Origin of the sequence: Bacteroides acidifaciens, assembly GCF_903181435.1 — a bacterium.
GTDB lineage: Bacteria > Bacteroidota > Bacteroidia > Bacteroidales > Bacteroidaceae > Bacteroides.
This window is the reverse complement of sequence record NZ_CAEUHO010000001.1, coordinates 1724615-1749400: the sequence shown is the minus strand read 5'-3', so window position 1 is coordinate 1749400 and position 24786 is coordinate 1724615. Positions and strand designations below refer to the sequence as shown.

Below are 24786 nucleotides of genomic sequence, written 5' to 3'. Positions count from 1 at the left end.
ATTACACATTTACTATCTCATTCACTATTGACAAATATAGATGAAATTCACGAATCGGACTAATAAATACAGAAAAATATTCAGGTATTTCTAAAAGAAGAAAGCAAGAGGTGGATTCTGAATTGTAACATATGTGACATTATGCTTGTTTTTTCTATAAATTATAATATTTAATTTGTTTTTATTCTTATCTTTGTCCCTTGGTATGAAAAAGTTAGCTTACATAACAGCATTGATTCTTTCCCTCTTGATTATCTATTCGGGAGCAGGAGTATCTATTATGCACTATTGTTGTGCCCGTTGTGAAACGGTGCAAAGCTGTTGTGATACAGGCTGTCCGAAATGTAAGAAAACACATACTTGCGACTCTAAGAAGGATTGCAAATCAAAAGGTTGTACGGCTACTATCTATAAGCTGGACTTGATGAAACATACTACTGAGTTGAATGTTTCACCTCAAGCAGTTGACCTCTTCTGTGCGCAGTTCTGTTATTTGCTGACTTTTGCATATTCAGATAAATCAGTAGAGTACGATACTTCTACTTCGCCGCCACCTCTCTGCTCCAGACAGAAGTTGGCGCTATATGCCACCTATCTAATTTAGCCACTATTTCTTTCTTTTTTAGGACTTTGCTTTCTGCTGAATTAAAGCTGGAAGGTGAGGTGAGATTGAATGCAACCAAGTTGCATGAAAAATGAACTAATTTTGTATCTCGAAAGAAAGTTTAGAAAGAATGAAATATTTGATAATAGGACTGTTCCTGTTGTTTGCAAGCAATATGCAGGCACAAGTACATGGAACAGTAAAAGATAGTACCGGGGAAGTTGTTCCCGGAGCAAACGTATTCTGGATGAATACAGGACAAGGCGTGACTACTAAGGAAGACGGAAGTTTTTCTATCAGCAAACCTTCCAAAAGCCATATGCTTATAGTCAGCTTTATCGGTTTTCAGAACGATACGATTCATGTGAATGGTAAGAATCAGAAGCTGGATATTGTGCTTCGCGATGGGGTGGAGCTGAATGAAGTCAATGTAGTCAGTCGCCGGTTGGGAACAATGAAACTACGCAGCAGCGTGATGAATGAAGATATGATAAGCAGTGCCGAGTTGAGCAGAGCCGCTTGTTGTAACTTGGGAGAAAGTTTTGTGACGAATCCTTCAGTCGATGTGAGTTATTCTGATGCGGCAACAGGAGCCAAGCAAATCAAATTGTTGGGATTGTCCGGCACTTATGTGCAGATGCTGACGGAGAACATTCCAAACTATCGCGGGGCTGCTGCTCCTTATGGCTTGGGCTATGTTCCAGGTCCGTGGATGCAGAGCATACAGGTTTCCAAAGGAACTTCTTCCGTGAAGAATGGCTATGAAGCCATTACAGGGCAGATTAACGTCGAGTTCAAGAAGCCCCAATTACCGGAAGCAGACTGGGTATCCGCTAATCTTTTCGCAAGCACTACCAATCGTTATGAAGCCAATGCGGATGCTACGCTGAAAATCTCCAAACGCTGGAGTACTTCTCTGCTGGCGCATTATGAAAACGAGACAAAAGCCCACGATGGCAATGATGACGGATTTGTAGATATTCCGCAGGTAGAGCAATACAACGTGTGGAACCGGTGGGCGTATATGGGTGACCATTATGTTTTCCAGGCAGGTATCAAAGCACTTTCCGAAACACGTACCAGCGGACAAGCCAATCATGGCGGAATGCATTTTGACAATCCTTATAAAGTAAACATTGACACAGAACGTTATGAGTTCTTCACCAAAAATGCTTATATATTTAATAAGGAGAAGAATACAAACCTGGCTTTGATTCTTTCTGCCTCTTTGCATAATCAGGACGCCAACTACGGACAGAAACTTTATAATGTAGACCAAACCAATGTTTACGCTTCATTGATGTTCGAAACGGAGTTTAATAAGCAGAACAGTTTCTCTGCCGGACTGAGTTTCAATTACGATGCTTACGACCAACATTACCGTTTGGAAAATAATGTAGATAAAGTCGCTCTCAAAGCTTTTGAGAAAGAAGCCGTCCCCGGTGCTTATGTGCAGTACACCTTGAATCTGAACGATCAATGGATGTTTATGGCAGGACTTCGCGGAGATTACAGTAACGAACATGGATTCTTTGTAACTCCTCGTGCGCATCTCAAATACAATCCGAATGAATATGTGAACTTCCGTCTCTCTGCTGGAAAAGGCTACCGGACAAATCATGTACTGGCAGAAAATAACTATCTGCTTTCCAGCAGCCGTAAAGTAGAGATTGCGAAGAATCTGGATATGGAGGAAGCATGGAACTATGGCGCGAGCGTATCCACTTACATTCCGATATTCGGCAAAACACTGAATATAAATGCCGAATACTACTATACGGACTTTCTGAAACAAGTCGTTGTAGATATGGACAGCAATCCCCACGGAGTGTCTTTCTACAACCTTGACGGGCGTTCATACTCGCATGTATTCCAAGTGGAAGCCAGCTATCCGTTCTTCAAAGGATTTACTCTGACAGGCGCTTACCGCTTGACGGATGCGCAAACCACCTACAAAGGCGAGCGGATGGAAAGACCTTTGACCAGTAAATACAAAGGTTTGTTGACTGCTTCGTATCAAACTCCACTGGGAATATGGCAATTTGACGCAACACTGCAATTGAATGGCGGCGGCAGAATGCCTTCCCCTTACAAACTTGGGGACGGACAACTCTCATGGAACCGCCGTTATGGCAGCTTTGAACAACTCAGCCTGCAAGTAACCCGCTATTTTCGTCGCTGGTCTATATACGTAGGTGGCGAGAACCTGACAAACTTCAAGCAGAAGAACCCGATTATCGACGCAGCAAATCCCTGGGGAGATAACTTTGATTCCACCATGATATGGGGACCGATGCACGGTGCAAAGGCGTATATCGGACTGCGTTTCAACTTGGCTAGAAACAGTGAATAAAAAGAATAAATGACTTTTAAACAGATGAGAAAAATGAAAACAAAAAGATGGATGGCCACTTGCGTGGTGGCTCTTTTGAGTGTAGTTGCCGTAATGGCAAAGGATATTCGCGTGGTAGTATTCAAGGTGACTCAGATGCACTGCGAAAAATGTGAAAAGAAGGTGAAGGACAACATGCGTTTTGAGAAAGGTCTGAAAGACATTTCCACTGTTGTGAAAGACCGGATAGTTACTATCACATACGATGCTGAAAAGACAAATGTGAAGAACTTGCAGGCGGGATTTAATAAATTCAATTATGAAGCCGAATTTGTGAAAGAAACGAAGAAAGACGGTAAAAAAGCGGATAAGAAGTAATTGAACAAATACCCGTATTAACTTGTTTCTATAAATAAACGATGGTCTTTCTCCACACCTCTTCCGAGGAAGGGGAAAGGCCAAAAATAATAATTATATATGGGTAATATAGTGAAAAAAGCATTTCCCGTGCTCAATATGCATTGTGCGGGCTGTGCTAACAATGTTGAAAAAATAGTAAGGAAATTGTCGGGAGTCACTGAGGCTTCCGTTAATTTTGCCACCAATACATTGACTGTTTCTTATGAGAAGGACAAGCTGACTCCCGGAGAAATCCGTGCGGCAGTGCTCGCTGCGGGTTACGACCTGATTGTGGAGGAAGCCCATAAAGAAGAGCGTCAGGAAGAAGAGCAGCATAAACGCTACGTTCGCTTGAAACGGAAAGTGATTGGTGCATGGATTCTGGTAGTGCCGCTACTGATATTCTCTATGGTATTGATGCATATGCCATATTCTAACGAGATTCAGATGGTGCTTGCCATCCCTGTCATGGCCTTTTTCGGCGGCGGTTTCTTTACCGGAGCTTGGAAACAGGCAAAGATAGGGCGGAGTAATATGGACACTTTGGTTGCGCTGAGTACTTCCATCGCTTTTCTGTTCAGCCTGTTTAATACTTTCTTTCCTGAATTCTGGTATGCCCGTGGATTGGAACCGCACGTCTATTACGAAGCTTCTGCGGTAATTATCGCTTTCGTGTTGACCGGCAAACTGATGGAAGAACGCGCGAAAGGAAATACTTCCAACGCTATTCGCAAGTTGATGGGTATGCAGCCTAAAGTAGCCCGTGTGCTGCGCAACGGAGTAGAAGAGGAGATTCTGATTGAGCAACTGCAAGTCGGTGATTTGGTCGTTGTCCGTCCGGGAGAACAGATTCCCGTGGATGGTAAACTTTCCGAAGGTGACTCGTATGTTGACGAAAGTATGATAAGCGGTGAGCCTATTCCGGTAGAAAAGAAGAAAGGCGATAAAGTGCTGGCGGGAACTATCAATCAACGCGGCTCGTTTATCATTAGCGCAGCGCAAGTCGGCAGCGAGACTGTATTGGCACGTATCATTCACACGGTGCAGGAAGCACAAGGCAGCAAAGCCCCCGTTCAGCGTATTGTCGACCGCATAACTGGAATTTTCGTGCCTGTCGTGCTAGGCATTGCTATCCTTACGTTTATCTTATGGGTAGTCATTGGCGGTAGTGAATACATATCTTATGGTGTACTGTCTGCCGTATCTGTTCTTGTTATCGCTTGTCCGTGTGCCTTAGGGCTTGCCACGCCTACCGCCTTGATGGTGGGAATAGGCAAAGCCGCCAGTCAGCATATTCTGATAAAGGACGCTGTTGCTTTGGAGCAAATGCGTAAAGTGGATGTCGTCGTATTGGATAAGACGGGGACATTGACAGAAGGACATCCCACAGCCACTGGATGGTTATGGGCACAGTCTCAGGAACCACATTATAAAGATGTACTTCTGGCTGCGGAAATGAAATCGGAGCATCCGCTTGCCGATGCCATAGTCGCTGTGCTTCAGAACGAGGAAAGGATACAGCCCGCTAAATTGGAAAGCTTTGAAAGTATCACAGGAAAAGGTATCAAAGTCTCCTATCAAGGGAAAGTGTATTGGGTAGGCAGTCACAAACTATTAAGGGATTTCAGTGCCACGATGAATGATGTAATGGCCGATATGCTGGTTCGTTATGAATCGGATGGTAACGGAATTATTTACTATGGTTGCGAGAATGAACTGTTAGCTATTATTGCAGTCTCCGACCCGATAAAAGCAACTTCTGCCGAAGCGGTGAAAGAACTGAAACGTCAGGGCATTGACATATGTATGCTGATCGGCGACGGGCAACGAACGGCTTTAGCTGTTGCTTCCCATTTGGGAATCGAACGTTTTGTAGCTGATGCCCTTCCTGCCGATAAAGCCGATTTTGTGCAAGAACTGCAATTGCAGGGAAAGAAAGTCGCCATGGTAGGGGATGGCATCAATGACTCGCAAGCCCTGGCATTGGCGGACGTCAGCATTGCTATGGGGAAAGGAACAGATATTGCTATGGATGTTGCCATGGTGACTTTGATGACATCCGACCTCTTGCTGCTTCCTAAAGCATTCCAGTTATCGAAGCAGACGGTCAAACTGATTCATCAAAACCTGTTTTGGGCATTTATTTATAATCTGATAGGTATCCCTATCGCTGCCGGTGTCCTGTTCCCCTTGAATGGTTTATTATTGAATCCGATGCTGGCAAGTGCCGCTATGGCTTTCTCCAGTGTGAGTGTAGTACTTAATTCACTGAGCTTGGGAAGAAGAAGGATTTAGTGATTAACGGGATAGTGATTAGTGATTATCACTATTCCGTTAATCGTTATAAACATTATCCGTTTCTGAATTCCAACGGTGTCATTCCTACATATCGTCTGAAATATTTGCCGAAGAAAGAAGCACTTGGGAAGTTTAGTGAATAAGCTATTTCCTGGATAGTCATATTCGTACTCTTCAGTTTGGCTTTAGCATCCATAATGACGATATAAGCAATCGTATCCAGTACGCTTTTTCCGGTCACTTGTCTTACCGTAGTACTCAGATGCTGGAGAGATATCCCCAATTGGTCTGCGTAAAACTGTGCCCGACGCTCGTTCTTGTAATTTTCGGTGATAGATTGAATCAGTTCCCGGCATATTTCCTTTTTACGGTTTGAACTGCTGTTTTCTCCCGGATAGTTATGGTATATCAGCCGTATGCTTGTCAGTATAGTCTGAAGTGCCAATTCTACCAACTCCGGATCCATCTCGAAGTTTTCGTTGCAACTGGCACGTGCTAACAGAGCGAAATAATCTTTCAGATAACCGGTCACTTCTTCGGTAAGCGGTACAACCGGTTGTTCGATTAGCTTAGGATAAGCATTCCCGATACTTTTCATCAGATTTATTCGTCCGGCGCAATGAGCGGAAAAACCGGCGAAGCAGAGACATACTTTTTCTGTTTTTTCGCGGAACTGAATGATGGTTCCCGGCAATAGTGTTATCAAGTCATTGGGACGGATTTCATAATCAAGCAGGTTGATGGATGCTTTCATCGAGCCCTCGGTACATATGGCGACAATACATGCCTGCAACCGGCAAGATTGCTTATAAATATTCAGAATATCTTCTGTGACATTCGTCCATGCTAATATTTCGGTAGGCAAGTCTACCTGTGGAAAGTCCATTTTCATAGTTGTGTTTGTTATATTCGACCAACAAATGTACACATTTTCTTTTTATTTCTTATCTTTGTTTCTATGAAAACAGTTTTTGTCGATTGGAATTTGATACCGTATGCCGAGGCATGGCAACGGCAGACGGAATGGTTTGACAGCGTTGTCCGGGCAAAAGCTCAGGGCGAAGCCTATGAGAACCGTATTGTTATGTGCGAGCATCCCCACGTCTATACTTTGGGACGTAGCGGGAAAGAAAATAATATGTTGCTGAGTGACCAACAGTTGAAAGCGATTGATGCGACTCTTTATCATATTGACAGAGGGGGAGACATCACTTATCACGGTCCCGGACAGTTAGTATGCTATCCGATATTGAATTTGGAAGAGTTCGGGCTGGGACTGAAAGAATACGTTCATCTGCTGGAAGAAGCAGTGATATGCGTGTGCGCATCTTATGGCATTGAAGCCGGAAGGTTGGAGAAAGCAACAGGTGTCTGGCTGGAAGGCGATACTCCCCGTGCCCGTAAGATTTGTGCGATAGGAGTGAGGAGCAGCCATTACGTCACTATGCACGGACTGGCTTTGAATGTGAATACGGATTTACGATATTTCAGCTATATTCATCCTTGTGGATTTATAGATAAAGGCGTCACTTCTCTTCGTCAGGAGTTGAAGCACGATGTGCCCATGGACGAAGTGAAGCAACGCCTCGAAGAGGAGCTTAGAAAACTATTCCGACTCCCAACTGCCAAGTGCGGTGCATAAAGCAATCCTTATCCGCCAATGCGTATGAGAAATCTGCGCGTATAGGCCAGAAGTTGATTCCGCAGCCTAAGGTGCCATAGTTGCCTACGCCCTTATCTTTATCTCCGAAATGATAACCTGCACGGACTACTCCGTATTTCAGGAAATTATATTCGGCTCCTACGCCTGCCTGTAAATGACGGATTTCGGAAGGAAGCAGATAGTTGAAGTCAAGCGCCACCTGCAAACGGTTCTCTATGCTGAACGGCAGGTCGATTGCTCCCCCTAATCCTAATCTGGCGGGCAACTTCTGTCCGTCCAGTTTCTTTCCTAAATTTGCAGCCTGGAATCCGATACTCCAGGAAGACATTCCGTCCAGCAGAGCCATGTTGCGGTAATAAGTAGCGCCGAAATCCAGAGAAACACTATTTTTACTATCCGCGCTTTCTGCGACTTTTGCCTGCATATATCTGAATGTCAATGAAAGCGACAGGTTCTTTGCTATATTTCTGAAATAGGCAGCTTCCAAGTCCCATACATGAGGACGGTAATCCATCATTTTAGGGTCTTTGAAGTGGCGGAACCCTAAGGCAAATCCGTGGATGCCTTCTCTTCCAATCCGATAGAAAAGGGATGCACTGTGCAATGCATAATCTTTGTTTATATCAGCGTATGAATAACTCGCGCCCATCACTTCCTGCGAGAAAGCGATAGTAGAGGCGTTATGAAAGATAGCTGTACTTCCGTTATCGGTGATAGCTAATCCCGTACCTGCCATACCTGCCGACTGGGCGTCCGGGGTAAGGCTCAGAAAGTTGGCGTTTGCCACTCCTTGTGCTCCCGCTAAGACGGGAAATAAGCACGAGACGAGAAGGAAATGTTTTACTCGTTTCATAATCAGTTATTTTTAATGTGCGACATCCGAACGACACGTATGCCTGTCCACGATTTATTATTGTTGAGCATATGGGTGAGAGGCGTATCGCTGACCACCACTTTCCCTAATGTGGAAGAAGCGTGCAGCAGATGCAACTTTCCATTTTTATATTCTGCTATTCCTACGTGAGCAATGTCCAGTCCGGGCAACCTCGTTGTGATAGCAATAATGTCTCCGTCCATAATCCACGGCAATCCGTTTTCCGGCAATTGGCTTTTCGGCAGCCAATGTACTGCTTTTCCTGATAAAACTTTCTCATGTTCAGCCATCCGTAACACATTTTCCGGCGAATCGGACAATTTCTTGTATTGTTTGGGATGGGTGGACATGTATGAAAGGGACAATTTCATTGTAGGCGTACTATTCTCAGCAGTGATATCTGTAAGGAAACCATGCCGGACACCATTATCAATCCAGTCGGACGTATAATGCAATCGCGAAGGATAACCGTCAATAATACCGTCCCGATACCGTATCTTTTGCAGATTCTCTGCAAATGATGGACTGAGAGCCTGCGCCAACGTATATTCCACGAAAGTAAGGCAATCTACCGCATCCGTTCGGACAACCAGTTTCTCTTCTCCGTCCCGGTCTAAGGTATTGGCTACATATTTTGTTCCCAAATAAGACTTCCCGATTTGTAACATCGCTGTGGGTGCTGCGAACCCTGCAGAGTCCTGCGGAGCAGGCTCCGCAGACTGTCCCTGTGCAAAAGTCATTACACTGACAAACGATACTATGACGGATAAAAGTCTTCTCATACTATTTATTTAACTTTCATTGAAGCTTTGATAAAGTAAAGAATCAACAGGGCATATGCTCCTAATGCTAACACTTCCGACCAGGTATTGTTCAGCCATGCTTCATTCACAAGATTAACTCCGCCGAAACGCATAGCGGCACTGATAACTCCCATCAATGCACCACCGGCAATAAAACCGGAAGCCAGCAACGTTCCTTTTTCTCCTCTTTCCGTATTCAATGTTGCGTCCTTGCTGCGGGTTGTAACAAACCAGTTTACAGCTCCACCCACTACCAACGGCACATTCAGTTCCAAAGGAATAAACATACCCAATGCAAAAGCTAATGCAGGAATTTTACAAAGAGTCAGAATAATAGCTAACACAGCGCCGATACCATATAGCAACCAAGGTGCGCCTACACCACTCATCAACGGTTCGATAACGGCTGCCATCGCATTGGCTTGCGGAGCAGCCAGTGCACCGCTTGTAAATCCGTATGTCTTGTTCAGGATAATCATCACACCGCCTACGGTTGCAGCCGATACGATTGTACCCAGAAACTTCCATGTTTCTTGTTTGACAGGAGTGCTTCCCAACCAGTAACCAATCTTTAAGTCGGTAATGAAACCGCCCGCCATTGAAAGCGCTGTACATACCACGCCACCCATAACCAATGCGGCAACCATACCCGAAGGACCTTTCAGACCGACAGCCACCATCACTACGGAAGCTAAAATCAGCGTCATCAACGTCATTCCCGAAACAGGATTAGTACCCACGATTGCAATAGCGTTGGCAGCTACCGTGGTGAACAGGAAAGAAATGCCGGCAACTAAAGCAATAGCCACCAATGTATGCAATAGATTGCCCTGCATTACGTCAAAGTAGAAGAACAGTACAATCAATATCAGCGTGATGATAGAGCCTATTGCGATAATCTTCATCGAGAGATCGCGTTGTGTACGTATAATAGTCTTTTCTACATTACCCTTACCGCCCATTTCCTTGGCAGCCAGTCCAACGGCACTTTTGATAATTCCCCAGGAGCGGATAATACCAATCACACCCGCCATGGCGATACCGCCGATACCGATACTCTTCGCATAATATTTGAAAATTTCCTCCGGACTCATCATCCCTACGGTAGCCGTAATCTCAGGATTCCATGCGTTCAGCACACTGTCTTCCCAGATAGCGGACATTCCCGGAATGATAATCCACCATACCGCCAATGAACCGGCACAAATGATGGAAGCATATTTCAATCCTACAATATATCCCAGCCCCAGTACGGCAGCACCCGTATTCACTTTAAATACCAGTTTGGCCTTTTCCGCCAGCATCTCTCCGGCACTGCATACACGGGTCGTGAAATTTTCGTTCCACCATCCGAATGTAGCTACAATGAAGTCATACAAACCACCAATCATACCTGCCATCAACAACGGCTTGGCTTGGCTGCCGCCTTTCTCACCGGAGATTAATACCTGTGTGGTAGCAGTTGCTTCCGGGAAAGGATATTTGCCGTGCATGTCGCTGACGAAATATTTCCGGAAAGGAATCAGGAACAGAATGCCCAATACACCACCCAGCAAAGAACTGATGAATACCTGCATAAAGGTAACTGTCATTTCAGGATATTTGGCTTGAAGAATATAAAGAGCGGGCAACGTAAAGATAGCTCCGGCTACAATTACTCCCGAACAAGCTCCGATAGACTGGATAATAACGTTTTCTCCCAGTGCATTCTTTCTTTTTGCTGCCCCTGAAACTCCTACTGCGATAATCGCAATCGGAATAGCAGCTTCAAATACTTGCCCCACTTTCAAGCCCAGATAGGCAGCGGCGGCCGAGAAAAGGATTGCCATGGCGATACCCCAGGCTACTGACCAGAAATTAACTTCCGGATAATTTTTCGAGGAACTCATCAACGGGTTGTAGACTTCCCCTGGTTTCAACTCTCTGAACGCATTCTCGGGCAACCCGGTGAATTTGTCTTCTTCTTGTTTCATAGTTTTATAATTTGCTAATGTGTCAATTTACATTTCCGTCCTCAAAGTAAACAAAAAAAAAGGAGAACCGAAAGATTCTCCTTTATGTAATGCCTATTTTTTCTTATTTGGCGTCTTTTGCTACCATATCGCCCTCGATATATAACCTTACCATCTCTGTTTTGGCATTGGTACGCAAGGTAATCGACTTCTTGAAGTGTCCCGGATATTTACCTGTTCCGTTGTAAGTCACCTTAATCGTGCCTTTTTTGCCCGGCATGATAGGTTCTTTTGTATATTCGGGTACGGTGCATCCGCAAGAAGCTACTGCCTGGTGAATTACCAAAGGAGCATCCCCTATATTAGTGAAGGTAAACGTACAACTAACCACCGGACTGTTTTCTGAGAACTTGCCGAAATCGTGAGTTGTTTTGTCAAACTTGATGTCTGCATTTGTTTGTGCAAATGCAAAACTTACACCCATAACTAATAAGGTCATTAAAAAAAGTATCTTTTTCATTTTTCCTTCTCTTTTTGATTACGAGTGCCAAAGGTAATGCTTTTTCCCCTAAAATATACTCTATGGAGTGCGAAATAGTATTAAACGGTTCACTTTTGCTATTTGGTAAGCTGGAATCCCAGCATCATTCCGTCATAATTATCAGCCAGTGAACTCACTGTTTTCAGTGCCGTATTGTTGCTCTTACTACCGATGAAAGACATAAGTTTCAACAATTTGTCCGAGTTGAACAGTAATTCCAGCGAATTGGAAGTACAATTTACTTTTGCGTGCAGGTTCAGCAACTTCAGGTATTTCAAGTCTACTTGTTTGGTCGAAGCATTGTAAGAGTACGTGCCGCTCAGTTTTTTTTTCCCAACCGTGCTGGTGAAAGTGCTGTCGGCATTAAAGGTGAAACTCATCTGTCCGTCTCTGATGCCTATTTTGCTCAACTGTTCGTTCAGCTTACTTTCCGCCATGGTGGCTGCGGCAGCTCCGCCTGCTTTCATCAGCAGGTTGTCCGATTCGAACTCGACGGCCGAACCTTGATAATTCCATGTTCCTGTCATGTCGATAGACTGGGTACTTCCGGTAATGGCGTTCACTACTTTTGAGATGTTGTCCTTATTAAATAAGTCCGACCATGATTGTGCCTGGCTGTCAGTAGCCATGAGCATAAATGCTGCCATAAAGGCAAGTGATAAAAAATTCTTTTTCATTCCCTTTTCCATTAAATTAGAGATTCTTGTTTATGTTTTCTATGTAGTCAAGTATTTCTGTACGTCCGGTACGGTCTTCCGAAGAAGATATAAAGTAAGGGGGAAGCTCTTCCCATTGTTTGCCTAACTCACGCAGATATGAGTTGATGTTCATCTTCAGGCGTCCACCTTTGAGCTTGTCGGCCTTGGTGAAGATGATGGCGAAAGGAATGCCGTTCTCACCCAACCATTCCATAAACTCCAAGTCTATCTTCTGGGGCTCCAAACGGCTGTCTATCAAGACAAAGAGATTTGTCATCTGTTCCCGCTCCAAAATATAATCTTCGATTATGGTACGTATCTGGTCTTTTCCCTTCTGTCCGCGTCGGGCATAGCCATATCCCGGAAGATCGACAAGATACCAGTTCTTATTAATCAGAAAGTGGTTGATAAGCATTGTTTTTCCTGGAGTGGCGGAAGTCATGGCCAGTCCTTTACGGTTGGTCAGCATATTGATAAGGCTGGACTTTCCCACATTGGAACGGCCTATAAAGGCATATTCCGGGAAAATACCTGCCGGACATTTTTTCACGTCCGTATTACTAATCACAAATTCTGCACTTGTTATTTCCATTTTCTTGTCATTTATTTCTTCATTATATTATAAACGCTGGGCACTTGTTTTCATGGCACTTTCGGCGTTTTCTTTTTTCCAGACATCAAAATTAATCCTGCAAAGGTAAGCGTTCCATTTAACATTAGCAATTCATAACCGAATTTATATCCGGTTTCTTTGGCTATCCACCAGTCCAAGGCAAAGCAGAGTAGTGGAGAGGCGATGGCTATAAAAGGTACAAGCCGGTCGTTAGTCTGTCTTCGGGTAAACAGCCCGAAAGCGAACATACCAAGTAGCGGCCCATATGTATAGGAAGCGATGATGTAGATAGCATCAATTACACTCTTGTTATTTAAAATTTCTACCAGGCAAATGAAGAAAGCCAGGAGGACTGAAAGTGATAAATGCACTTTATTTCTTTTGCGGCGTGCCACTTCTTCGGTATCCTTTTCCGTATCCAGCAGGTCGACACAAACGCTGGTCGTCATGGCAGTTAGGGCAGAGTCCGAGTTGCTGAAAGCGGCTGCGATGATTCCGATTGTAAAGAGTACCAGGACGGATTGCCCCAAATAACCTTGTGTCGCGAACATCGGCAGGATGTCATCATTCATGGCAGGCAGTTCCAGTTGCATTTGTCCGGCTAGTGCTATCAACAGGATTCCCAAACACAGGAAAAGAAAGTTTAACGGAATGAATGAGAATCCGTAGCAATACATATTCTTTTGCGCTTCGCGCAGGTTGCGGCAGGAAAGGTTCTTTTGCATCATGTCCTGGTCGAGCCCCGTCATTACAATCACAATGAAGATACCGCTAAAGAATTGTTTGAAGAAATTCTGTCGGGATATCCAGTCGTCGAGGACGAAGATTCGGTTATATTCGCTGTTGCGGATGGTTTGGACAATACCGCTGAAATTCAAATCCAATTTTTGAATAGTGAAGTAAATGATGAAAACCAGCGCTGCAATCAGGCAGAAAGTCTGCAAGGTATCTGTCCATACAATCGTTTTTATTCCGCTTTTATGTGTGTATATCCATACCAATGCCACTGAACCGACAGCAATCGTCCAGAAAGGGACATGCATCTCTTGAAATACATAGGTGTGAAGAATCAGGCAGACCAGATAGAGCTTTGCAGCCGTTCCCAGCATGCGCGACAACAGAAAGAAAAAGGAGCCTGTGCGATAGGCGCGTACTCCGATGCGTGTGCCGAGATAGCCGTATATGCTTGTCAGGTTGAGTTTATAATACAAAGGAAGAAGTATATGTGCCACTACCATATATCCGAAGAAGAATCCGAATACCGTTTGCATATAGGTCATATCCATTCCGCGTATCATGCCCGGAACAGAAACGAAAGTAACCCCGGATATAGAGGCGCCTATCATGCCGAAAGAGACTACATACCAGGGCGATTTATTCTCTCCCTTGAAGAACGCAGCATTTGAACCGCCTTTGCGTCCGGTGATACGGGCTATTAATAATAATATCGCAAAGTAACATATAATAGTGATAAGTATCATCATAACGGCTGCAAAGGTAGTATTTTTTGCAGGTATTAAAACAATAATCCGTATCTTTGCGCCAAAATATCGATAGAATAGCAATTATTATCTATGAACCAACAATATCCTTCCGTACTGCTTGAAAAGGCAGTCGGCGAATTTTCCAAACTTCCGGGTATCGGGCGTAAGACGGCCATGAGGCTTGTCCTGCATCTGCTCCGTCAGGATACGGCTACTGTGGAAGCGTTCGGAAGTTCCATTATAACTTTGAAGCGCGAGGTGAAATATTGCAAAGTCTGCCATAATATATCCGATACCGAAACCTGCCAGATTTGCGCAAATCCGCAACGGGATGCATCCATTATTTGTGTGGTGGAGAATATCCGCGACGTAATGGCAGTGGAAGCGACCCAGCAATACAGAGGATTGTATCATGTCCTGGGTGGTGTCATTTCTCCAATGGACGGGGTAGGGCCGAGCGACCTGCAAATAGAGAGCTTGGTGCAACGGGTGTCCGAAGGCGGAATTAAAGAAGTTATCCTGGCTTTGAGTACCACGATGGAAGGAGACACCACGAACTTCTATATCTACCGCAAATTGGATAAGCTGGGTGTCAAACTCAGTGTGATTGCACGCGGTGTATCCGTTGGAGACGAATTGGAATATGCCGATGAAGTCACTTTAGGACGTAGCATTGTGAACCGGACAGCTTTTACCGGAACTATATAATTAATCATCTTTAGAATTTAGGACGAACATGGAAGAACAGATAAAGCGTGCTGTCAGGAATTTGAATATCAGTTATGTTTTCTTTTGGGTGCTCCCGGCATTCCTGCTTGGGGCAGGGGAGTTTGAACTCATTCCTGTAGGAAGTATTGAAGGAAACGTGCAGGCTACTTATTATTTTGAAACTATCGGTATCTTACTGACAGCCTTGTGTATACCTTTTTCTCTGAAACTATTCAGCCTTGTGCTCAAGAAGAAAATAGACAATATGACTATCACGCTTGCGCTGAAACGTTATGTGCAAATGAGTATCGTCCGGTTGGGAATACTCGAAATAGCTATCATTGTCAATCTTTTATGCTATTATTTGACATTGAGCAGCACAGGCAATCTTTGTATGTTGATTGGACTGACAGCTTCTTTGTTCTGTCTGCCCAGTGAGAAAAAACTGCGTAACGAACTTCATATCTCAAAAGACGAAGACGAATGAGACAATCTTTTTTAATGAACGACCGCATCTATCTCCGTGCAGTGGAGCCAGAAGATATGGATGTCATGTACGAAATGGAGAATGACCCTTCCATGTGGGATATCAGTAATTTTACGGTTCCTTATTCCCGCTATGTGTTACGGCAGTATATCGAAGGGTCGCAGTGTGATGTCTTTGCGGATAAACAGTTGCGTCTGATGATTGTGGGCAAATCCGAACATTGTATAATTGGTACGATTGATATTACGGATTTTGTTCCTCTCCATTCTCGCGGAGAAGTAGGAATTGCTGTTCATAAAGACTATCGGCAACAAGGCTATGCCAGTGATGCATTGAAATTGCTTTGCGAATATGCCTTTGATTTTCTTTCTTTAAGCCAGCTATACGCACACGTGGCGGTAGATAACGAGAACTGCATGAGATTGTTTACATCTTGCGGCTTCACCCAATGCGGACTATTGAAGAATTGGTTGCAGGTAGGCGGTTGCTACAAAGATGCGGCACTCCTTCAGTATTTGAACCCTAAGAAATAAAGTGATAAATCATTTAGTTGAAAGTAGGCACTTGTGGGAAACGCGACCACGTTTCGTACTTGCTGCCTAATTTCTCCAAAGCCTTCCGCCACATATCCTTGGTGTCATCTTTCATCAGATAGGAGTTCTCTTCTTCAGAGACCAGCCATGTGTTTTCTTTAATTTCATTGTGTAACTGCTCACTTTCCCAGCCGGAATATCCCAGGAAGAAACGAATGTGCCCATTTATCTCATTCCCCTGCAATATGTATTTCTTTATTGCGTCAAAATCCCCATTCAGGTAAAGACCTTTGCTGATAGAAATAGAGCCGGGAACTTCTGTTAATGTATGAAGATAAAATAAGGTATCGGTAGCAACAGGTCCACCTTTATATAGAGGAATCTCATTGAGATATTTAAATTCCATGATAATATCATTGAGAAGTAGTGGCAGTGGCTTGTTGATGACCAATCCCATACTTCCTTCCTCCGTATGGTCAACCAGTAATATTACAGACCTGCCAAACGTCACATCACGTAAAAAAGGTTCGGATATTAAAATCTTTCCTCTTGACGGAAGTACATTATTCGATTGAATTTTAAATATGTTCAAGTCTATATTCATGCCACTAAAGTAATAAAAAAAACGGAATAACAATCGTTCTTTCCGTTTTTTTTCAAATTTTAAGAGTAGCTTTTATGAATATCTCCTATCTAATACTCAGGCTATCGGATGATTTTCCGCAAATAGCTTCATCCTTTCGTCAAGCTGTGCATATTGATGGTCTTTAATAAAGGATGTACACGCCCGTAAGCCTTCCTGATGGCTTCCCGTCGTAACCAATGATATTGCACTTACGCCATAGTACATGAGTTCCTTAGCCAATTCACCACTGGTCATTCCCGGATACCCGATTGTAAAATAGAATCCGTCTGCAACCGGATCACCCAAGTCATTATCATATACCAGATGGAATCCATGGCGAAGGAAGATATCTTTTAACTTCTTCGCTCTTTCACCATATATTTTCACCTCGTCAAGGAAGTTATATTGTCCTTCATTAGCAGCTTTCAGCATCGCAGCCATGGCAAATTGCGCCGAATGGCTCGTTCCCGAAGAAAGCGCATAAAGCACCCGATGGATAAAGACAGTACCGAAAGTGCCACCTCCATAACGTTTGCTCAGCCCTGGATAGCTCCGATGATATAACTTGTCGGAAATACAACTTACGCCAATGCGCTGTCCGGCATAGCTGAATGCTTTAGAGCCTGAAATCAGCAATACATAATTATCTGTATAATGAGCAACCGATGGCTGGAACGGTGCCTGGTATGGCTTACTCAAGTTCTGACGGAAATCCATTGCGAAATAAGCCAAATCTTCCAAAACGATTACATCGTATTGTGTAGCCAACTCGCCGATGATTCTTAATTCTTCATCTTTCAGGCAAATCCAACTGGGATTATTCGGATTTGAATAGATGATTGCCGATATATTTCCTTTCTTCAGATAACTTTCCAGTTTCTCTCTCAATTTCTCGCCCCGATAGTCATATACATCAAACGTCTCATATTTTTGTCCCATCACTACCAACTGCTGTTTTTGCACAGGGAATCCCGGATCAATAAACAGGATTGTATCTTTTTTCTCATCGCATTGGCTGCAAGTAAGGAAAGAGGCGAATGTACCCTGCATGGAACCTGTCACAGGTACGCATCCTTCCGGGCTCAAATCCACATTTATGAATGCTTTGATAAAATTAGAAGCTTCTTTCTTTAGCTCCGGCAATCCGTTAATGTCAGGGTATAAACTGGCAATGCCTTTCTGTAATGCTTCAACTTCCGCTTTTACTCCCACGGCAGAAGGCGGAAGTCCCGGAACGCCCATTTCCATTTTAATGAATTCCACTCCCGATGCTGCTTCAGCCTTTGATGCAATAGCTTTCACTTCCCGGATAGTAGCCTTGGAAAAATCGACAATTTGAAACTCATTTATAGTTTCGTCAATCAGATGTCGCTCAATTGGTGTATTTTTCATTCTATTTTCTATTTTATGTAATAGCTGCAAATGTACACGATAATTCTCAATAAACCCACTTTTTCAGAAAAAAGATATAAAAGCTATTGCAGGTTTCAAAAAAATGTCTACCTTTGCAACCGCAATCGAGAGAGATGCGATAAAAAAGAAATTTTGGTGCGTTAGTTCAGTTGGTTAGAATACATGCCTGTCACGCATGGGGTCACGGGTTCGAGTCCCGTACGCACCGCTTCTTGAAAGAAATATAAAAAGAAAATGCTCTGATTCATCATGAATCAGAGCATTTTCTTTTCTAGTATTATTCTTGTTTTTATCCTTTCTTCCCGTCATATCCCCACTTCAAATAAATAGCTCCCCACGCAAATCCGGCTCCGAATGCTGTAAGAATCACATTGTCTCCCTTCTTGAGCTTTTTCTCAAAATCCCAGAGGCAGAGTGGGAGTGTACCGGCACTAGTATTTCCGTACCGTTCTATATTGACCATGACTTTTTCGGACGGTATTCCTAAACGCTGAGTCACAGCAGTGATGATACGTTGGTTGGCTTGGTGGGGAATCACCCAGTCAATCTCTTCCTTGCTTAAATGATTTCTTTCGATAACAGATTCGCAGGCATCAGCCATATTGGCTACAGCATACTTGAATACAGTGCGTCCTTCCTGATAGATATAATGCATTTGGTTATCTAGCGTATAATAAGAAGGAGCGCATACGGAACCGCCGGCTTTTATATGCAGGAAAGGCAACCCTTTGCCGTCCGTCCTTAACACAGCATCCATAACACCTAAATCTTCTGTTGTCGGTTCCAGCATGACGGCTGCTCCGCCATCACCAAAAATCGGACAAGTTGCACGGTCTGTATAATTGACGATTGACGACATCTTTTCGGCTCCTACAACTATAATCTTCTTGTAATTTCCCGAACGGATGAAATTTGCTCCTGTTTCCAATGCATACAAGAAGCCGCTGCATACAGCTTGCATATCAAAAGCGAAAGCGTTTCTTAGTCCCAGCCTTTCGCATAGGATAGAAGCTGTGGAAGGAAAGCGATAATCGGGAGTGGTGGTGGCGACAATAACCAGGTCAACATCATCCGGATTCGTTTGGGTGCGTTGTATCAACTGTTTCGCAGCCTTGCGTGCTATGTACGAAGTTCCCAGCCCTTCCTCTTTCAGGATATGCCTTTCCTTGATTCCGATACGTCCCATAATCCATTCATCGGTGGTATCTACCATCTTGGAAATTTCATCATTAGTCAAGATATAATCGGGTACATATCCTCCAACTCCTGTAATTACTGCGTTAATTTTATCCATCGGTTCTATTTTATTTAGCTCGTTTTTTGAATAAGGCGGTTAATCTCAAATAATAAATGCGGGCGCAAATATTAAATGCGGGCGCAAATATAGAGAAAAGAGAATGAATTCCAACAAACGTCTAATAAACAGTCCCCTTTTTAATTAATAAAAGGAAATATTAGAGCAAATTTGGGCAAAATATTTAGTTGCGTTTGGGTGTTTTGCTTCAGAGTTAATTCGTTAAGTGTTTATGAAATAAACAAGTAAAGGCGGTCATTTCAAACGACCGCCTTTACTATAAAATTCCCCTAAGACCTTTTACAAATCCGCATACTCTTTTCTTGCGTCAAAGCAAGGACATGCCTTATGAACATCCGCACTCAACTGGTAATGCCCTACAATCCTTACTTCGGGATAGAGTCCTTTCAACTCACTCAATACCCGCCGAAGCGTCTCTTTCTGCAAAGCAGTCCTGGTATCAGCCGGCTTTCCCGATTCGTCCAATCCGCCTTCATAGCAAATCCCTAAACTATGCAAGTTGAATCCCAACGCATGCGCTCCGATCTCACTCATCGGGCGGGTATGATGGAGAATCCCGTCTTTCGTCACGTAGAAATGATAGCCGATGCACTTGAATCCACGCTTTAAATGACATTTGAGCAATTGCTCTTCCGTGAAGGGGATATTTGCCCGTGTAGCACTGCAATGTACGACAATGTACTGGATGCTCCGTGGCACATATTCCTCTTTCAGAGAAAATTCTTTCAATTCTTTCATCTCATTCGTACGTTTAGATGTGAGCTGCACAAGACGTTACGCCCAGGGCGGACACGATTGAAGTGGCTACAGTGATAATGATTTGCAAGATTTGTTTCCAAATAGATTTTTTCATGACTTTTTACTTTTAAATGGTGAATATATAACTGCTTAAATTATGCTGCCGGATCCGGATCGGGAGTTTCTCCGCCGTTTCCATCATCCGGGTTCGGATCGGGAACAGTGACATCATCATCGCCTTCCTCTTTGTCCGGCTTAATCAAGGTGTACTTCATCGCCTTACACATATCTACGAGCATATTTCCCGGACGAAAACGGACGCGCGATATCTTGATACAGGTGGCTGCCTTGAATTTCTCTGCCGTTTCTGTCGCATTGCCGGTGGAAATCGTTATACGGAAGCTCCCCATATCCCCCAAAAGGACAATATTACCCAGTGCCAACTGATTCTTCATTTCCAACAAAAACTCCGTGATGCAACCTTTCAGTTCGCCAATGGAAAAGGAAGAACGTTCTGAGATACGACTGATTATCTCGTCTGTATCCACCCTTCGGTTGCTACGTGCCATCGCATAAAACTTAGCCGGTTCCTGTGGCTTTAATGGGTTCTTCCGTTCCACTACTACATACTTCTGTGCCATAATTTTCTCTTTAAAAATTAATACTTGAAACTTACTACTTACTTCTTGAAAAACATATTCCTGTAATCGATTACACTGCAAAGATATCATATCGGAGCAGGGGAGTGAACGTTAGTGAACGATACTGAACGGTAGTTATTATTTTTGACTAAATGCTTGCCAGTGTACGGGAAAAAGACTACCTTTATACCATTAATATTAGAATAATCCGGATAAAATGGAAGAAGTTAGATTTTGTGTGAGATGCTATGATAAGTTAGAACTGGCAAGGATGTATTTTCCTTATTTGAGTGACCCTGTATCCGTAGCCAAACTTCGCCGTTGGATACGTAACTGTATGCCTTTGATGGAGGAATTGACGGCAGGGGATTTTCACCCGAAACTGAAAATGTTCAGCGCACGGGAGGTTCGCTTAATCGTACGTTATTTGGGAGAACCGGACGGCTATATTCTTATGCATGAACATGCTGATGTAAGATGACCGTGTTTTTGAGTTGAAATGACCGTACCTTTGAATTGAAACGACTGTATTTTTGAATTAAAACGACCGCTCCTTTGGATAGAAAAGAGTGGTCGTTTTGATGTAAATATACGCTTGTTCTCCAAATACCGGCTGCCCGATTGTCTCCAATCAAGCGGCCGGTTAAAATAAATCGAATGTTTAATAAAAAACGGCTAAGCAGTTGTATGCTTTTTCATCCAATCTATTCCGGGCACGTAGTCTTCCAGCTTTGTCATGCTCGGATCATGTCTGAAGTAAAGCTCCTTGGTTGTTCCGTTACGGTGTTTGACAACATCTATCACTCCCAGTCCTTCGGTAGGATATGAACTCTTGCGGTCTGTCTCACGTCCTGAAAGGGCGGGACGTGAAAGCATCAGTACCAAGTCCGCGTCTTGTTCGATAGCTCCACTTTCCCGAAGGTCGCTCAGGCTGGGGCGATTGTCGGGACGTCCTTCCACATTACGATTCAACTGGCTGAGAAGTATCACGGGGATATTCAACTCTTTTGCCAGCATCTTGGCTTTACGGCTGGCCTGGGCTACCTCTTGCTCACGGTTGCGGTTGTTCTGGTCGCTTTTCATGTCGCACAGTTGCAGGTAGTCAATGATGATACCGTCACATTTCCCTTTGCTATGTAGCAGTTTTGCCGAAGAGCGGACATAATCCATGCTCACTGATGGGTTATCATCGATGTGAATAGGCAGGCGTGACAGCTCTGTTGATGCTTCGTGTATCTGTTGTAACTCATTGGGAGTAAGCTGTCCGCTGCGGAGGTGGTCAGGGTTGACCCTCGGAGCGGCAGCCAGTAACCAGCGATCTCCCAGGCGTTCGCCCTGCATTTCGAGGCTATATACAGCGATATGGTATCCGGCAATAGCGGCAGCCCGTGCCAGGTGCAGGGCAAAGGCGGTTTTGCCTACTGCGGGACGGGCGGCGATAACCACCTCGTCACCGGGTTGCCAGCCGCACGTCAGGCGGTCGAGGTCGGCAAATCCGGTAGGCAGCCCCGTGACACCATTCTTGTTAGAGGCAATGCGGACTTCTATCTGCTTGATAGTATCTTCCATAAGTTGCAACATGGAACGAAGATGTTCGGCATTGCCACGCTCTTTCTCCAACCGGTCGAAAAGGGTATAGGCATCAGTCAGTGTATCATCTATGTCGATTGTTTCATCGGCCGCCAGTGCCAGAAGTTTGTGGAATGCCAGAATCGCTTCACGGCGGATATATTTCTGTTTCAGAATCCGGGCATGGTATTCGAGATGGGCACTGGACACTACACGGGCGCTGATGCGTACTATTGTGTAAGGCCCGCCTATGAATTCGAGCTTGCCGCGCCGGGCAAGTTCCTCTTTTGCCGTCATGATGTCTATTGCCTTTCCGGCACGGTACATGCTCTGCAAGGCGGAATAAATCTCACGGTTTGTTTCAGTGTAAAAGACTTCCGGTCGCAATATGTCTGCAACCAGTGTGATGGCTTTGCTTTCCAGCAGGCAGGCGCCGAGTACTATTTCCTCGAGCTCGGCATCCTGCGGGTTTAAAATTTCACTCATTCTCTTTTCTAATAATCATATTCGTTCATGAATGCCTTGTCCGACAGATACGTGCTTGCCTGCATACAGTACTTCGTGTCCGTTAGGTTGTCATAATATTCATCAATATTCTTCAGGCTGAGATTTCGCTCATGAGGAGAAAGCTTTTTCCATTCCCGGCGCGCCCGCCCGATATTGCGCTTGGGGGTTTGGGTTACTTCATGATATTTCTCCCAGAATGTCTCGAAGGTGACTCCGTTCGTTGTTTCACGGGCATTCTCGCGACGCTTCTGTCCAACGAACATATCGTAGGCGGGGATACGTATGTGAGTGGTATACGGGTTGGCAACTCGCTGGATAATATCCTCTTCATACATCTTGTTGAAGAAATACCGTGTACGGCTGCGTTTCCATCCGAATATTTTAGCCCAGCGGGCTATGGACATTATGGACTCACCACGACGACACTCGATCGTGTGATTATGGCTGCAACACGTTGTGGTGCTGTAATTGACGTGGGTTAATACCAGGATAAAGGCATCGAAATATCCTCTTGCGCCTTTAGTCGCTTTAATCTGCTCCTCAAATAACACTTTAGGGAAGAGAAGATATCCCTTTTTTAGCATTTCTGCTGTTGGTTTATTCATTTTCATAAATTTTTGGTGAATATATTATGAAAGTATTCCGGCTGTCTGGTATCTCTGTTTTTTTGAACCACCCGAACCGACCTCTTTCTTTTTTCTCAAATGCCCTGTTTAAAGGGGGGAGCGCGTATGTCGTAATCGCGCTTCGACCACCCCTCAGTCCCCATAATATATATAGTAAAGAAAGAATGTATTAAAATACATTGTATCTTTTTCTCCTTTTCCATTGTCTACAAAGTTTGATTACGCCACAAAAGTACTACTTGCCTCACAGGCTGAAAAAACAAACTTTTTAATGCCGGTAATTTAAATATCCCATTTGCGTGAAACTTTTTAATTAAAAATCTAATTATTGAAACAATCTTCTCTATATTTGCATGCGGAAAAAGATTTTATATGGCATTTTAAATGGCTATCCGGAAGCAGTGCCAGAGTATTCATATATAACTAAAAATTATGGTATTAAAAGGAAAAGAAGCAATAAAGGCACGTTTACAACATAAGCGCGAACAATACATGCACCAGAAAGAGAAATCGGAACAAATGAAGTGTACAATACAAAAGACGGAAGAGGAAATAGAACAATTGGAATATATACTTGATAAGATGGAGCATATAGAAGAAACGAACCGTGAGCCACAAATTATTCCCAATGATAAGGTGGGGGAGACTTTTGCACACCTCTGCCAGATGTTTGATTATATACAGCATCGTTATAAACTGTTTTTTAAGTATAGCTTGGCATGTGAAGTGGTGTGTGCACGATATAAATTCCGGAGCCGGTCGCACATTCCCGGACGGGAATATCTCAGTTCTGCTACCGTACTGACCTACTTTAAACGTGAAAGAGGAATGGTGAATGCCAGATATCAATAGTAATTAAATATAAAGATAATAATATGAAAAACAAATGTTTTAGGAATAGAAATGACTGAATTGATATTTTTTCCTTATTTTTGTATGTCCATTTTTGAATGATATGATACAGATAATACAATTAAAAGGAAAAGACAAACACTTGTATCGGCTTTTGGCACCGATGGTTATGGATCCTGAAGTAATACGTGCCAACAATAATTACCCTTTCAAGACCGGCGAGGAGTATGTGTGGTTTATTGCGCTGAGAGATAAAGAAGTGGTAGGCTTCGTTCCGGTGGAGCAAAAAAGCCGGAAGAAGGCTGTAATCAATAATTATTATGTGAATGCAGAAGATGCTGAACGGGAGGAAATCCTGTCGCGGTTGTTACCTGCCATCACCAAGGAATTCGGTCCTGCGAACTGGTTACTTAATTCGGTCACATTGATACAAGACAAAGAGATATTCGAGAAGTTTGAATTTATCTCCATGGATAAGAAGTGGACAAGATATGTTAAAATGTATAGATAA

27 protein-coding genes and 1 tRNA gene are annotated in these 24786 nt (G+C 43.7%); 12 read left to right on the top strand and 16 right to left on the bottom strand.

Annotation, left to right across the window (positions count from 1 at the left end; genetic code table 11):
* Nucleotides 1–205: 205 nt before the first annotated feature.
* From CLIN57ABFB40_RS07150 to CLIN57ABFB40_RS07135, 4 genes are all read left to right on the top strand, one after another.
* On the top strand, nt 206–604 hold the full coding sequence (locus CLIN57ABFB40_RS07150) for a hypothetical protein (RefSeq protein WP_175629505.1): 399 nt from the start codon (nt 206–208) through the stop codon (nt 602–604).
* Nucleotides 605–734: 130 nt separating this feature from the next.
* A complete protein-coding gene (locus tag CLIN57ABFB40_RS07145) occupies nt 735–2957 on the top strand; it encodes a TonB-dependent receptor (protein ID WP_175629504.1) in 2223 nt (740 codons plus the stop codon).
* Nucleotides 2958–2990: 33 nt separating this feature from the next.
* Nucleotides 2991–3314: a heavy-metal-associated domain-containing protein gene (locus CLIN57ABFB40_RS07140; protein ID WP_175629503.1), complete on the top strand. Its 324-nt coding sequence runs from the start codon at nt 2991–2993 to the stop codon at nt 3312–3314.
* A gap of 99 nt (nt 3315–3413) precedes the next feature.
* Nucleotides 3414–5630 carry a heavy metal translocating P-type ATPase gene (locus CLIN57ABFB40_RS07135; protein WP_175629502.1) on the top strand — a complete coding sequence of 739 codons (2217 nt, stop codon included), beginning with the start codon at nt 3414–3416 and terminating at the stop codon, nt 5628–5630.
* Nucleotides 5631–5685: 55 nt separating this feature from the next.
* Here the strand turns inward: CLIN57ABFB40_RS07135 and CLIN57ABFB40_RS07130 are convergent, their stop codons facing one another.
* Nucleotides 5686–6525 (bottom strand): AraC family transcriptional regulator, encoded by an 840-nt coding sequence (locus tag CLIN57ABFB40_RS07130; RefSeq protein WP_175629501.1) that lies wholly within the window; start codon nt 6523–6525, stop codon nt 5686–5688.
* Between the two features lie 66 nt (nt 6526–6591).
* On the opposite strand from CLIN57ABFB40_RS07130, the gene lipB reads away from it, so the two are divergent.
* Nucleotides 6592–7275: a lipoyl(octanoyl) transferase LipB gene (gene lipB / locus CLIN57ABFB40_RS07125; RefSeq protein ID WP_175629500.1), complete on the top strand. Its 684-nt coding sequence runs from the start codon at nt 6592–6594 to the stop codon at nt 7273–7275.
* Here the strand turns inward: lipB and CLIN57ABFB40_RS07120 are convergent.
* From CLIN57ABFB40_RS07120 to CLIN57ABFB40_RS07090, 7 genes are all read right to left on the bottom strand, one after another.
* Nucleotides 7232–8149 (bottom strand): PorV/PorQ family protein, encoded by a 918-nt coding sequence (locus CLIN57ABFB40_RS07120; protein WP_175629499.1) that lies wholly within the window; start codon nt 8147–8149, stop codon nt 7232–7234. The two genes, lipB and CLIN57ABFB40_RS07120, sit on opposite strands and share 44 nt — an antisense overlap.
* A 2-nt stretch (nt 8150–8151) precedes the next feature.
* Nucleotides 8152–8910 (bottom strand): DUF1460 domain-containing protein, encoded by a 759-nt coding sequence (locus CLIN57ABFB40_RS07115; RefSeq protein ID WP_175630351.1) that lies wholly within the window; start codon nt 8908–8910, stop codon nt 8152–8154.
* A 47-nt stretch (nt 8911–8957) separates the two neighbouring features.
* The gene (locus tag CLIN57ABFB40_RS07110; protein ID WP_175629498.1) at nt 8958–10946 is read right to left on the bottom strand and encodes an OPT family oligopeptide transporter; all 1989 of its coding nucleotides are present in this window, start codon (nt 10944–10946) and stop codon (nt 8958–8960) included.
* 103 nt (nt 10947–11049) lie between these two features.
* Nucleotides 11050–11445, bottom strand: coding sequence for a DUF1573 domain-containing protein (locus CLIN57ABFB40_RS07105; protein WP_175629497.1), 396 nt, complete (start codon nt 11443–11445; stop codon nt 11050–11052).
* A gap of 98 nt (nt 11446–11543) precedes the next feature.
* The gene (locus tag CLIN57ABFB40_RS07100; RefSeq protein WP_175629496.1) at nt 11544–12143 is read right to left on the bottom strand and encodes a DUF4923 family protein; all 600 of its coding nucleotides are present in this window, start codon (nt 12141–12143) and stop codon (nt 11544–11546) included.
* 16 nt (nt 12144–12159) lie between these two features.
* Entirely contained in the window at nt 12160–12756 is a 597-nt protein-coding gene (gene yihA, locus CLIN57ABFB40_RS07095; protein WP_175629495.1) for a ribosome biogenesis GTP-binding protein YihA/YsxC, read from the bottom strand.
* A 50-nt stretch (nt 12757–12806) separates the two neighbouring features.
* Entirely contained in the window at nt 12807–14261 is a 1455-nt protein-coding gene (locus CLIN57ABFB40_RS07090) for a sodium:solute symporter (RefSeq protein WP_175629494.1), read from the bottom strand.
* A gap of 90 nt (nt 14262–14351) precedes the next feature.
* Between CLIN57ABFB40_RS07090 and recR the strand changes: the two genes are divergently transcribed.
* The 3 genes from recR to CLIN57ABFB40_RS07075 are packed head-to-tail and all read left to right on the top strand — an operon-like array spanning nt 14352 to nt 15989.
* The gene (gene recR, locus CLIN57ABFB40_RS07085) at nt 14352–14969 is read left to right on the top strand and encodes a recombination mediator RecR (protein WP_175629493.1); all 618 of its coding nucleotides are present in this window, start codon (nt 14352–14354) and stop codon (nt 14967–14969) included.
* A 28-nt stretch (nt 14970–14997) separates the two neighbouring features.
* Complete coding sequence (locus CLIN57ABFB40_RS07080) at nt 14998–15456, top strand: hypothetical protein (RefSeq protein WP_175629492.1); 459 nt, start codon at nt 14998–15000, stop codon at nt 15454–15456.
* A complete protein-coding gene (locus CLIN57ABFB40_RS07075) occupies nt 15453–15989 on the top strand; it encodes a GNAT family N-acetyltransferase (protein WP_175629491.1) in 537 nt (178 codons plus the stop codon). Before CLIN57ABFB40_RS07080 ends, CLIN57ABFB40_RS07075 begins: the two co-directional genes overlap by 4 nt.
* A gap of 13 nt (nt 15990–16002) precedes the next feature.
* Here the strand turns inward: CLIN57ABFB40_RS07075 and CLIN57ABFB40_RS07070 are convergent, their stop codons facing one another.
* Nucleotides 16003–16593: a YqgE/AlgH family protein gene (locus tag CLIN57ABFB40_RS07070; RefSeq protein ID WP_175629490.1), complete on the bottom strand. Its 591-nt coding sequence runs from the start codon at nt 16591–16593 to the stop codon at nt 16003–16005.
* A gap of 96 nt (nt 16594–16689) precedes the next feature.
* Entirely contained in the window at nt 16690–18006 is a 1317-nt protein-coding gene (locus CLIN57ABFB40_RS07065; RefSeq protein WP_175629489.1) for a pyridoxal phosphate-dependent aminotransferase, read from the bottom strand.
* A gap of 155 nt (nt 18007–18161) precedes the next feature.
* Here CLIN57ABFB40_RS07065 and CLIN57ABFB40_RS07060 point away from each other — a divergent pair.
* Nucleotides 18162–18235, top strand: a tRNA-Asp gene (locus CLIN57ABFB40_RS07060).
* An 81-nt stretch (nt 18236–18316) separates the two neighbouring features.
* Here CLIN57ABFB40_RS07060 and CLIN57ABFB40_RS07055 read toward each other — a convergent pair.
* From CLIN57ABFB40_RS07055 to CLIN57ABFB40_RS07040, 4 genes are all read right to left on the bottom strand, one after another.
* On the bottom strand, nt 18317–19321 hold the full coding sequence (locus tag CLIN57ABFB40_RS07055) for a beta-ketoacyl-ACP synthase III (RefSeq protein WP_175629488.1): 1005 nt from the start codon (nt 19319–19321) through the stop codon (nt 18317–18319).
* 300 nt (nt 19322–19621) lie between these two features.
* Nucleotides 19622–20080 carry an N-acetylmuramoyl-L-alanine amidase gene (locus tag CLIN57ABFB40_RS07050; RefSeq protein WP_175629487.1) on the bottom strand — a complete coding sequence of 153 codons (459 nt, stop codon included), beginning with the start codon at nt 20078–20080 and terminating at the stop codon, nt 19622–19624.
* Nucleotides 20081–20093: 13 nt separating this feature from the next.
* The gene (locus tag CLIN57ABFB40_RS07045; RefSeq protein WP_175629486.1) at nt 20094–20195 is read right to left on the bottom strand and encodes a smalltalk protein; all 102 of its coding nucleotides are present in this window, start codon (nt 20193–20195) and stop codon (nt 20094–20096) included.
* A 40-nt stretch (nt 20196–20235) separates the two neighbouring features.
* Entirely contained in the window at nt 20236–20721 is a 486-nt protein-coding gene (locus CLIN57ABFB40_RS07040; RefSeq protein ID WP_175629485.1) for an HU family DNA-binding protein, read from the bottom strand.
* Between the two features lie 217 nt (nt 20722–20938).
* Between CLIN57ABFB40_RS07040 and CLIN57ABFB40_RS07035 the strand changes: the two genes are divergently transcribed.
* Nucleotides 20939–21202: a DUF4248 domain-containing protein gene (locus tag CLIN57ABFB40_RS07035; protein WP_175629484.1), complete on the top strand. Its 264-nt coding sequence runs from the start codon at nt 20939–20941 to the stop codon at nt 21200–21202.
* Between the two features lie 194 nt (nt 21203–21396).
* Here the strand turns inward: CLIN57ABFB40_RS07035 and dnaB are convergent, their stop codons facing one another.
* Both dnaB and CLIN57ABFB40_RS07025 read right to left on the bottom strand, forming a co-directional pair.
* The gene (dnaB, locus tag CLIN57ABFB40_RS07030) at nt 21397–22776 is read right to left on the bottom strand and encodes a replicative DNA helicase (protein WP_175629483.1); all 1380 of its coding nucleotides are present in this window, start codon (nt 22774–22776) and stop codon (nt 21397–21399) included.
* Between the two features lie 8 nt (nt 22777–22784).
* Nucleotides 22785–23402: a hypothetical protein gene (locus CLIN57ABFB40_RS07025; protein ID WP_175629482.1), complete on the bottom strand. Its 618-nt coding sequence runs from the start codon at nt 23400–23402 to the stop codon at nt 22785–22787.
* A gap of 453 nt (nt 23403–23855) precedes the next feature.
* Between CLIN57ABFB40_RS07025 and CLIN57ABFB40_RS07020 the strand changes: the two genes are divergently transcribed.
* Together CLIN57ABFB40_RS07020 and CLIN57ABFB40_RS07015 are read left to right on the top strand one after the other, a co-directional pair.
* Nucleotides 23856–24275 carry a hypothetical protein gene (locus CLIN57ABFB40_RS07020; RefSeq protein WP_175629481.1) on the top strand — a complete coding sequence of 140 codons (420 nt, stop codon included), beginning with the start codon at nt 23856–23858 and terminating at the stop codon, nt 24273–24275.
* 103 nt (nt 24276–24378) lie between these two features.
* Nucleotides 24379–24786, top strand: a complete 408-nt coding sequence (locus tag CLIN57ABFB40_RS07015) for a hypothetical protein (RefSeq protein ID WP_175629480.1) — start codon at nt 24379–24381, stop codon at nt 24784–24786.

What these genes read in the sequence shown, in the direction of transcription:
- CLIN57ABFB40_RS07150 (WP_175629505.1), top strand. Translation starts at nt 206, where the DNA reads ATGAAAAAGTTAGCTTACATAACAGCATTGATTCTTTCCCTCTTGATT.
- recR (WP_175629493.1), top strand. Translation starts at nt 14,352, where the DNA reads ATGAACCAACAATATCCTTCCGTACTGCTTGAAAAGGCAGTCGGCGAA.
- CLIN57ABFB40_RS07040 (WP_175629485.1), bottom strand. Translation starts at nt 20,721, where the DNA reads ATGGCACAGAAGTATGTAGTAGTGGAACGGAAGAACCCATTAAAGCCA.
- CLIN57ABFB40_RS07145 (WP_175629504.1), top strand. Translation starts at nt 735, where the DNA reads ATGAAATATTTGATAATAGGACTGTTCCTGTTGTTTGCAAGCAATATG.
- CLIN57ABFB40_RS07115 (WP_175630351.1), bottom strand. Translation starts at nt 8,910, where the DNA reads ATGACTTTTGCACAGGGACAGTCTGCGGAGCCTGCTCCGCAGGACTCT.
- dnaB (WP_175629483.1), bottom strand. Translation starts at nt 22,776, where the DNA reads ATGAGTGAAATTTTAAACCCGCAGGATGCCGAGCTCGAGGAAATAGTA.
- CLIN57ABFB40_RS07075 (WP_175629491.1), top strand. Translation starts at nt 15,453, where the DNA reads ATGAGACAATCTTTTTTAATGAACGACCGCATCTATCTCCGTGCAGTG.
- CLIN57ABFB40_RS07105 (WP_175629497.1), bottom strand. Translation starts at nt 11,445, where the DNA reads ATGAAAAAGATACTTTTTTTAATGACCTTATTAGTTATGGGTGTAAGT.
- CLIN57ABFB40_RS07100 (WP_175629496.1), bottom strand. Translation starts at nt 12,143, where the DNA reads ATGAAAAAGAATTTTTTATCACTTGCCTTTATGGCAGCATTTATGCTC.
- CLIN57ABFB40_RS07140 (WP_175629503.1), top strand. Translation starts at nt 2,991, where the DNA reads ATGAAAACAAAAAGATGGATGGCCACTTGCGTGGTGGCTCTTTTGAGT.
- CLIN57ABFB40_RS07110 (WP_175629498.1), bottom strand. Translation starts at nt 10,946, where the DNA reads ATGAAACAAGAAGAAGACAAATTCACCGGGTTGCCCGAGAATGCGTTC.
- CLIN57ABFB40_RS07045 (WP_175629486.1), bottom strand. Translation starts at nt 20,195, where the DNA reads ATGAAAAAATCTATTTGGAAACAAATCTTGCAAATCATTATCACTGTA.
- CLIN57ABFB40_RS07055 (WP_175629488.1), bottom strand. Translation starts at nt 19,321, where the DNA reads ATGGATAAAATTAACGCAGTAATTACAGGAGTTGGAGGATATGTACCC.
- CLIN57ABFB40_RS07070 (WP_175629490.1), bottom strand. Translation starts at nt 16,593, where the DNA reads ATGAATATAGACTTGAACATATTTAAAATTCAATCGAATAATGTACTT.
- yihA (WP_175629495.1), bottom strand. Translation starts at nt 12,756, where the DNA reads ATGGAAATAACAAGTGCAGAATTTGTGATTAGTAATACGGACGTGAAA.
- CLIN57ABFB40_RS07120 (WP_175629499.1), bottom strand. Translation starts at nt 8,149, where the DNA reads ATGAAACGAGTAAAACATTTCCTTCTCGTCTCGTGCTTATTTCCCGTC.
- CLIN57ABFB40_RS07130 (WP_175629501.1), bottom strand. Translation starts at nt 6,525, where the DNA reads ATGAAAATGGACTTTCCACAGGTAGACTTGCCTACCGAAATATTAGCA.
- CLIN57ABFB40_RS07015 (WP_175629480.1), top strand. Translation starts at nt 24,379, where the DNA reads ATGATACAGATAATACAATTAAAAGGAAAAGACAAACACTTGTATCGG.
- CLIN57ABFB40_RS07090 (WP_175629494.1), bottom strand. Translation starts at nt 14,261, where the DNA reads ATGATGATACTTATCACTATTATATGTTACTTTGCGATATTATTATTA.
- CLIN57ABFB40_RS07050 (WP_175629487.1), bottom strand. Translation starts at nt 20,080, where the DNA reads ATGAAAGAATTGAAAGAATTTTCTCTGAAAGAGGAATATGTGCCACGG.
- CLIN57ABFB40_RS07020 (WP_175629481.1), top strand. Translation starts at nt 23,856, where the DNA reads ATGGTATTAAAAGGAAAAGAAGCAATAAAGGCACGTTTACAACATAAG.
- CLIN57ABFB40_RS07025 (WP_175629482.1), bottom strand. Translation starts at nt 23,402, where the DNA reads ATGAATAAACCAACAGCAGAAATGCTAAAAAAGGGATATCTTCTCTTC.
- CLIN57ABFB40_RS07080 (WP_175629492.1), top strand. Translation starts at nt 14,998, where the DNA reads ATGGAAGAACAGATAAAGCGTGCTGTCAGGAATTTGAATATCAGTTAT.
- CLIN57ABFB40_RS07035 (WP_175629484.1), top strand. Translation starts at nt 20,939, where the DNA reads ATGGAAGAAGTTAGATTTTGTGTGAGATGCTATGATAAGTTAGAACTG.
- lipB (WP_175629500.1), top strand. Translation starts at nt 6,592, where the DNA reads ATGAAAACAGTTTTTGTCGATTGGAATTTGATACCGTATGCCGAGGCA.
- CLIN57ABFB40_RS07135 (WP_175629502.1), top strand. Translation starts at nt 3,414, where the DNA reads ATGGGTAATATAGTGAAAAAAGCATTTCCCGTGCTCAATATGCATTGT.
- CLIN57ABFB40_RS07065 (WP_175629489.1), bottom strand. Translation starts at nt 18,006, where the DNA reads ATGAAAAATACACCAATTGAGCGACATCTGATTGACGAAACTATAAAT.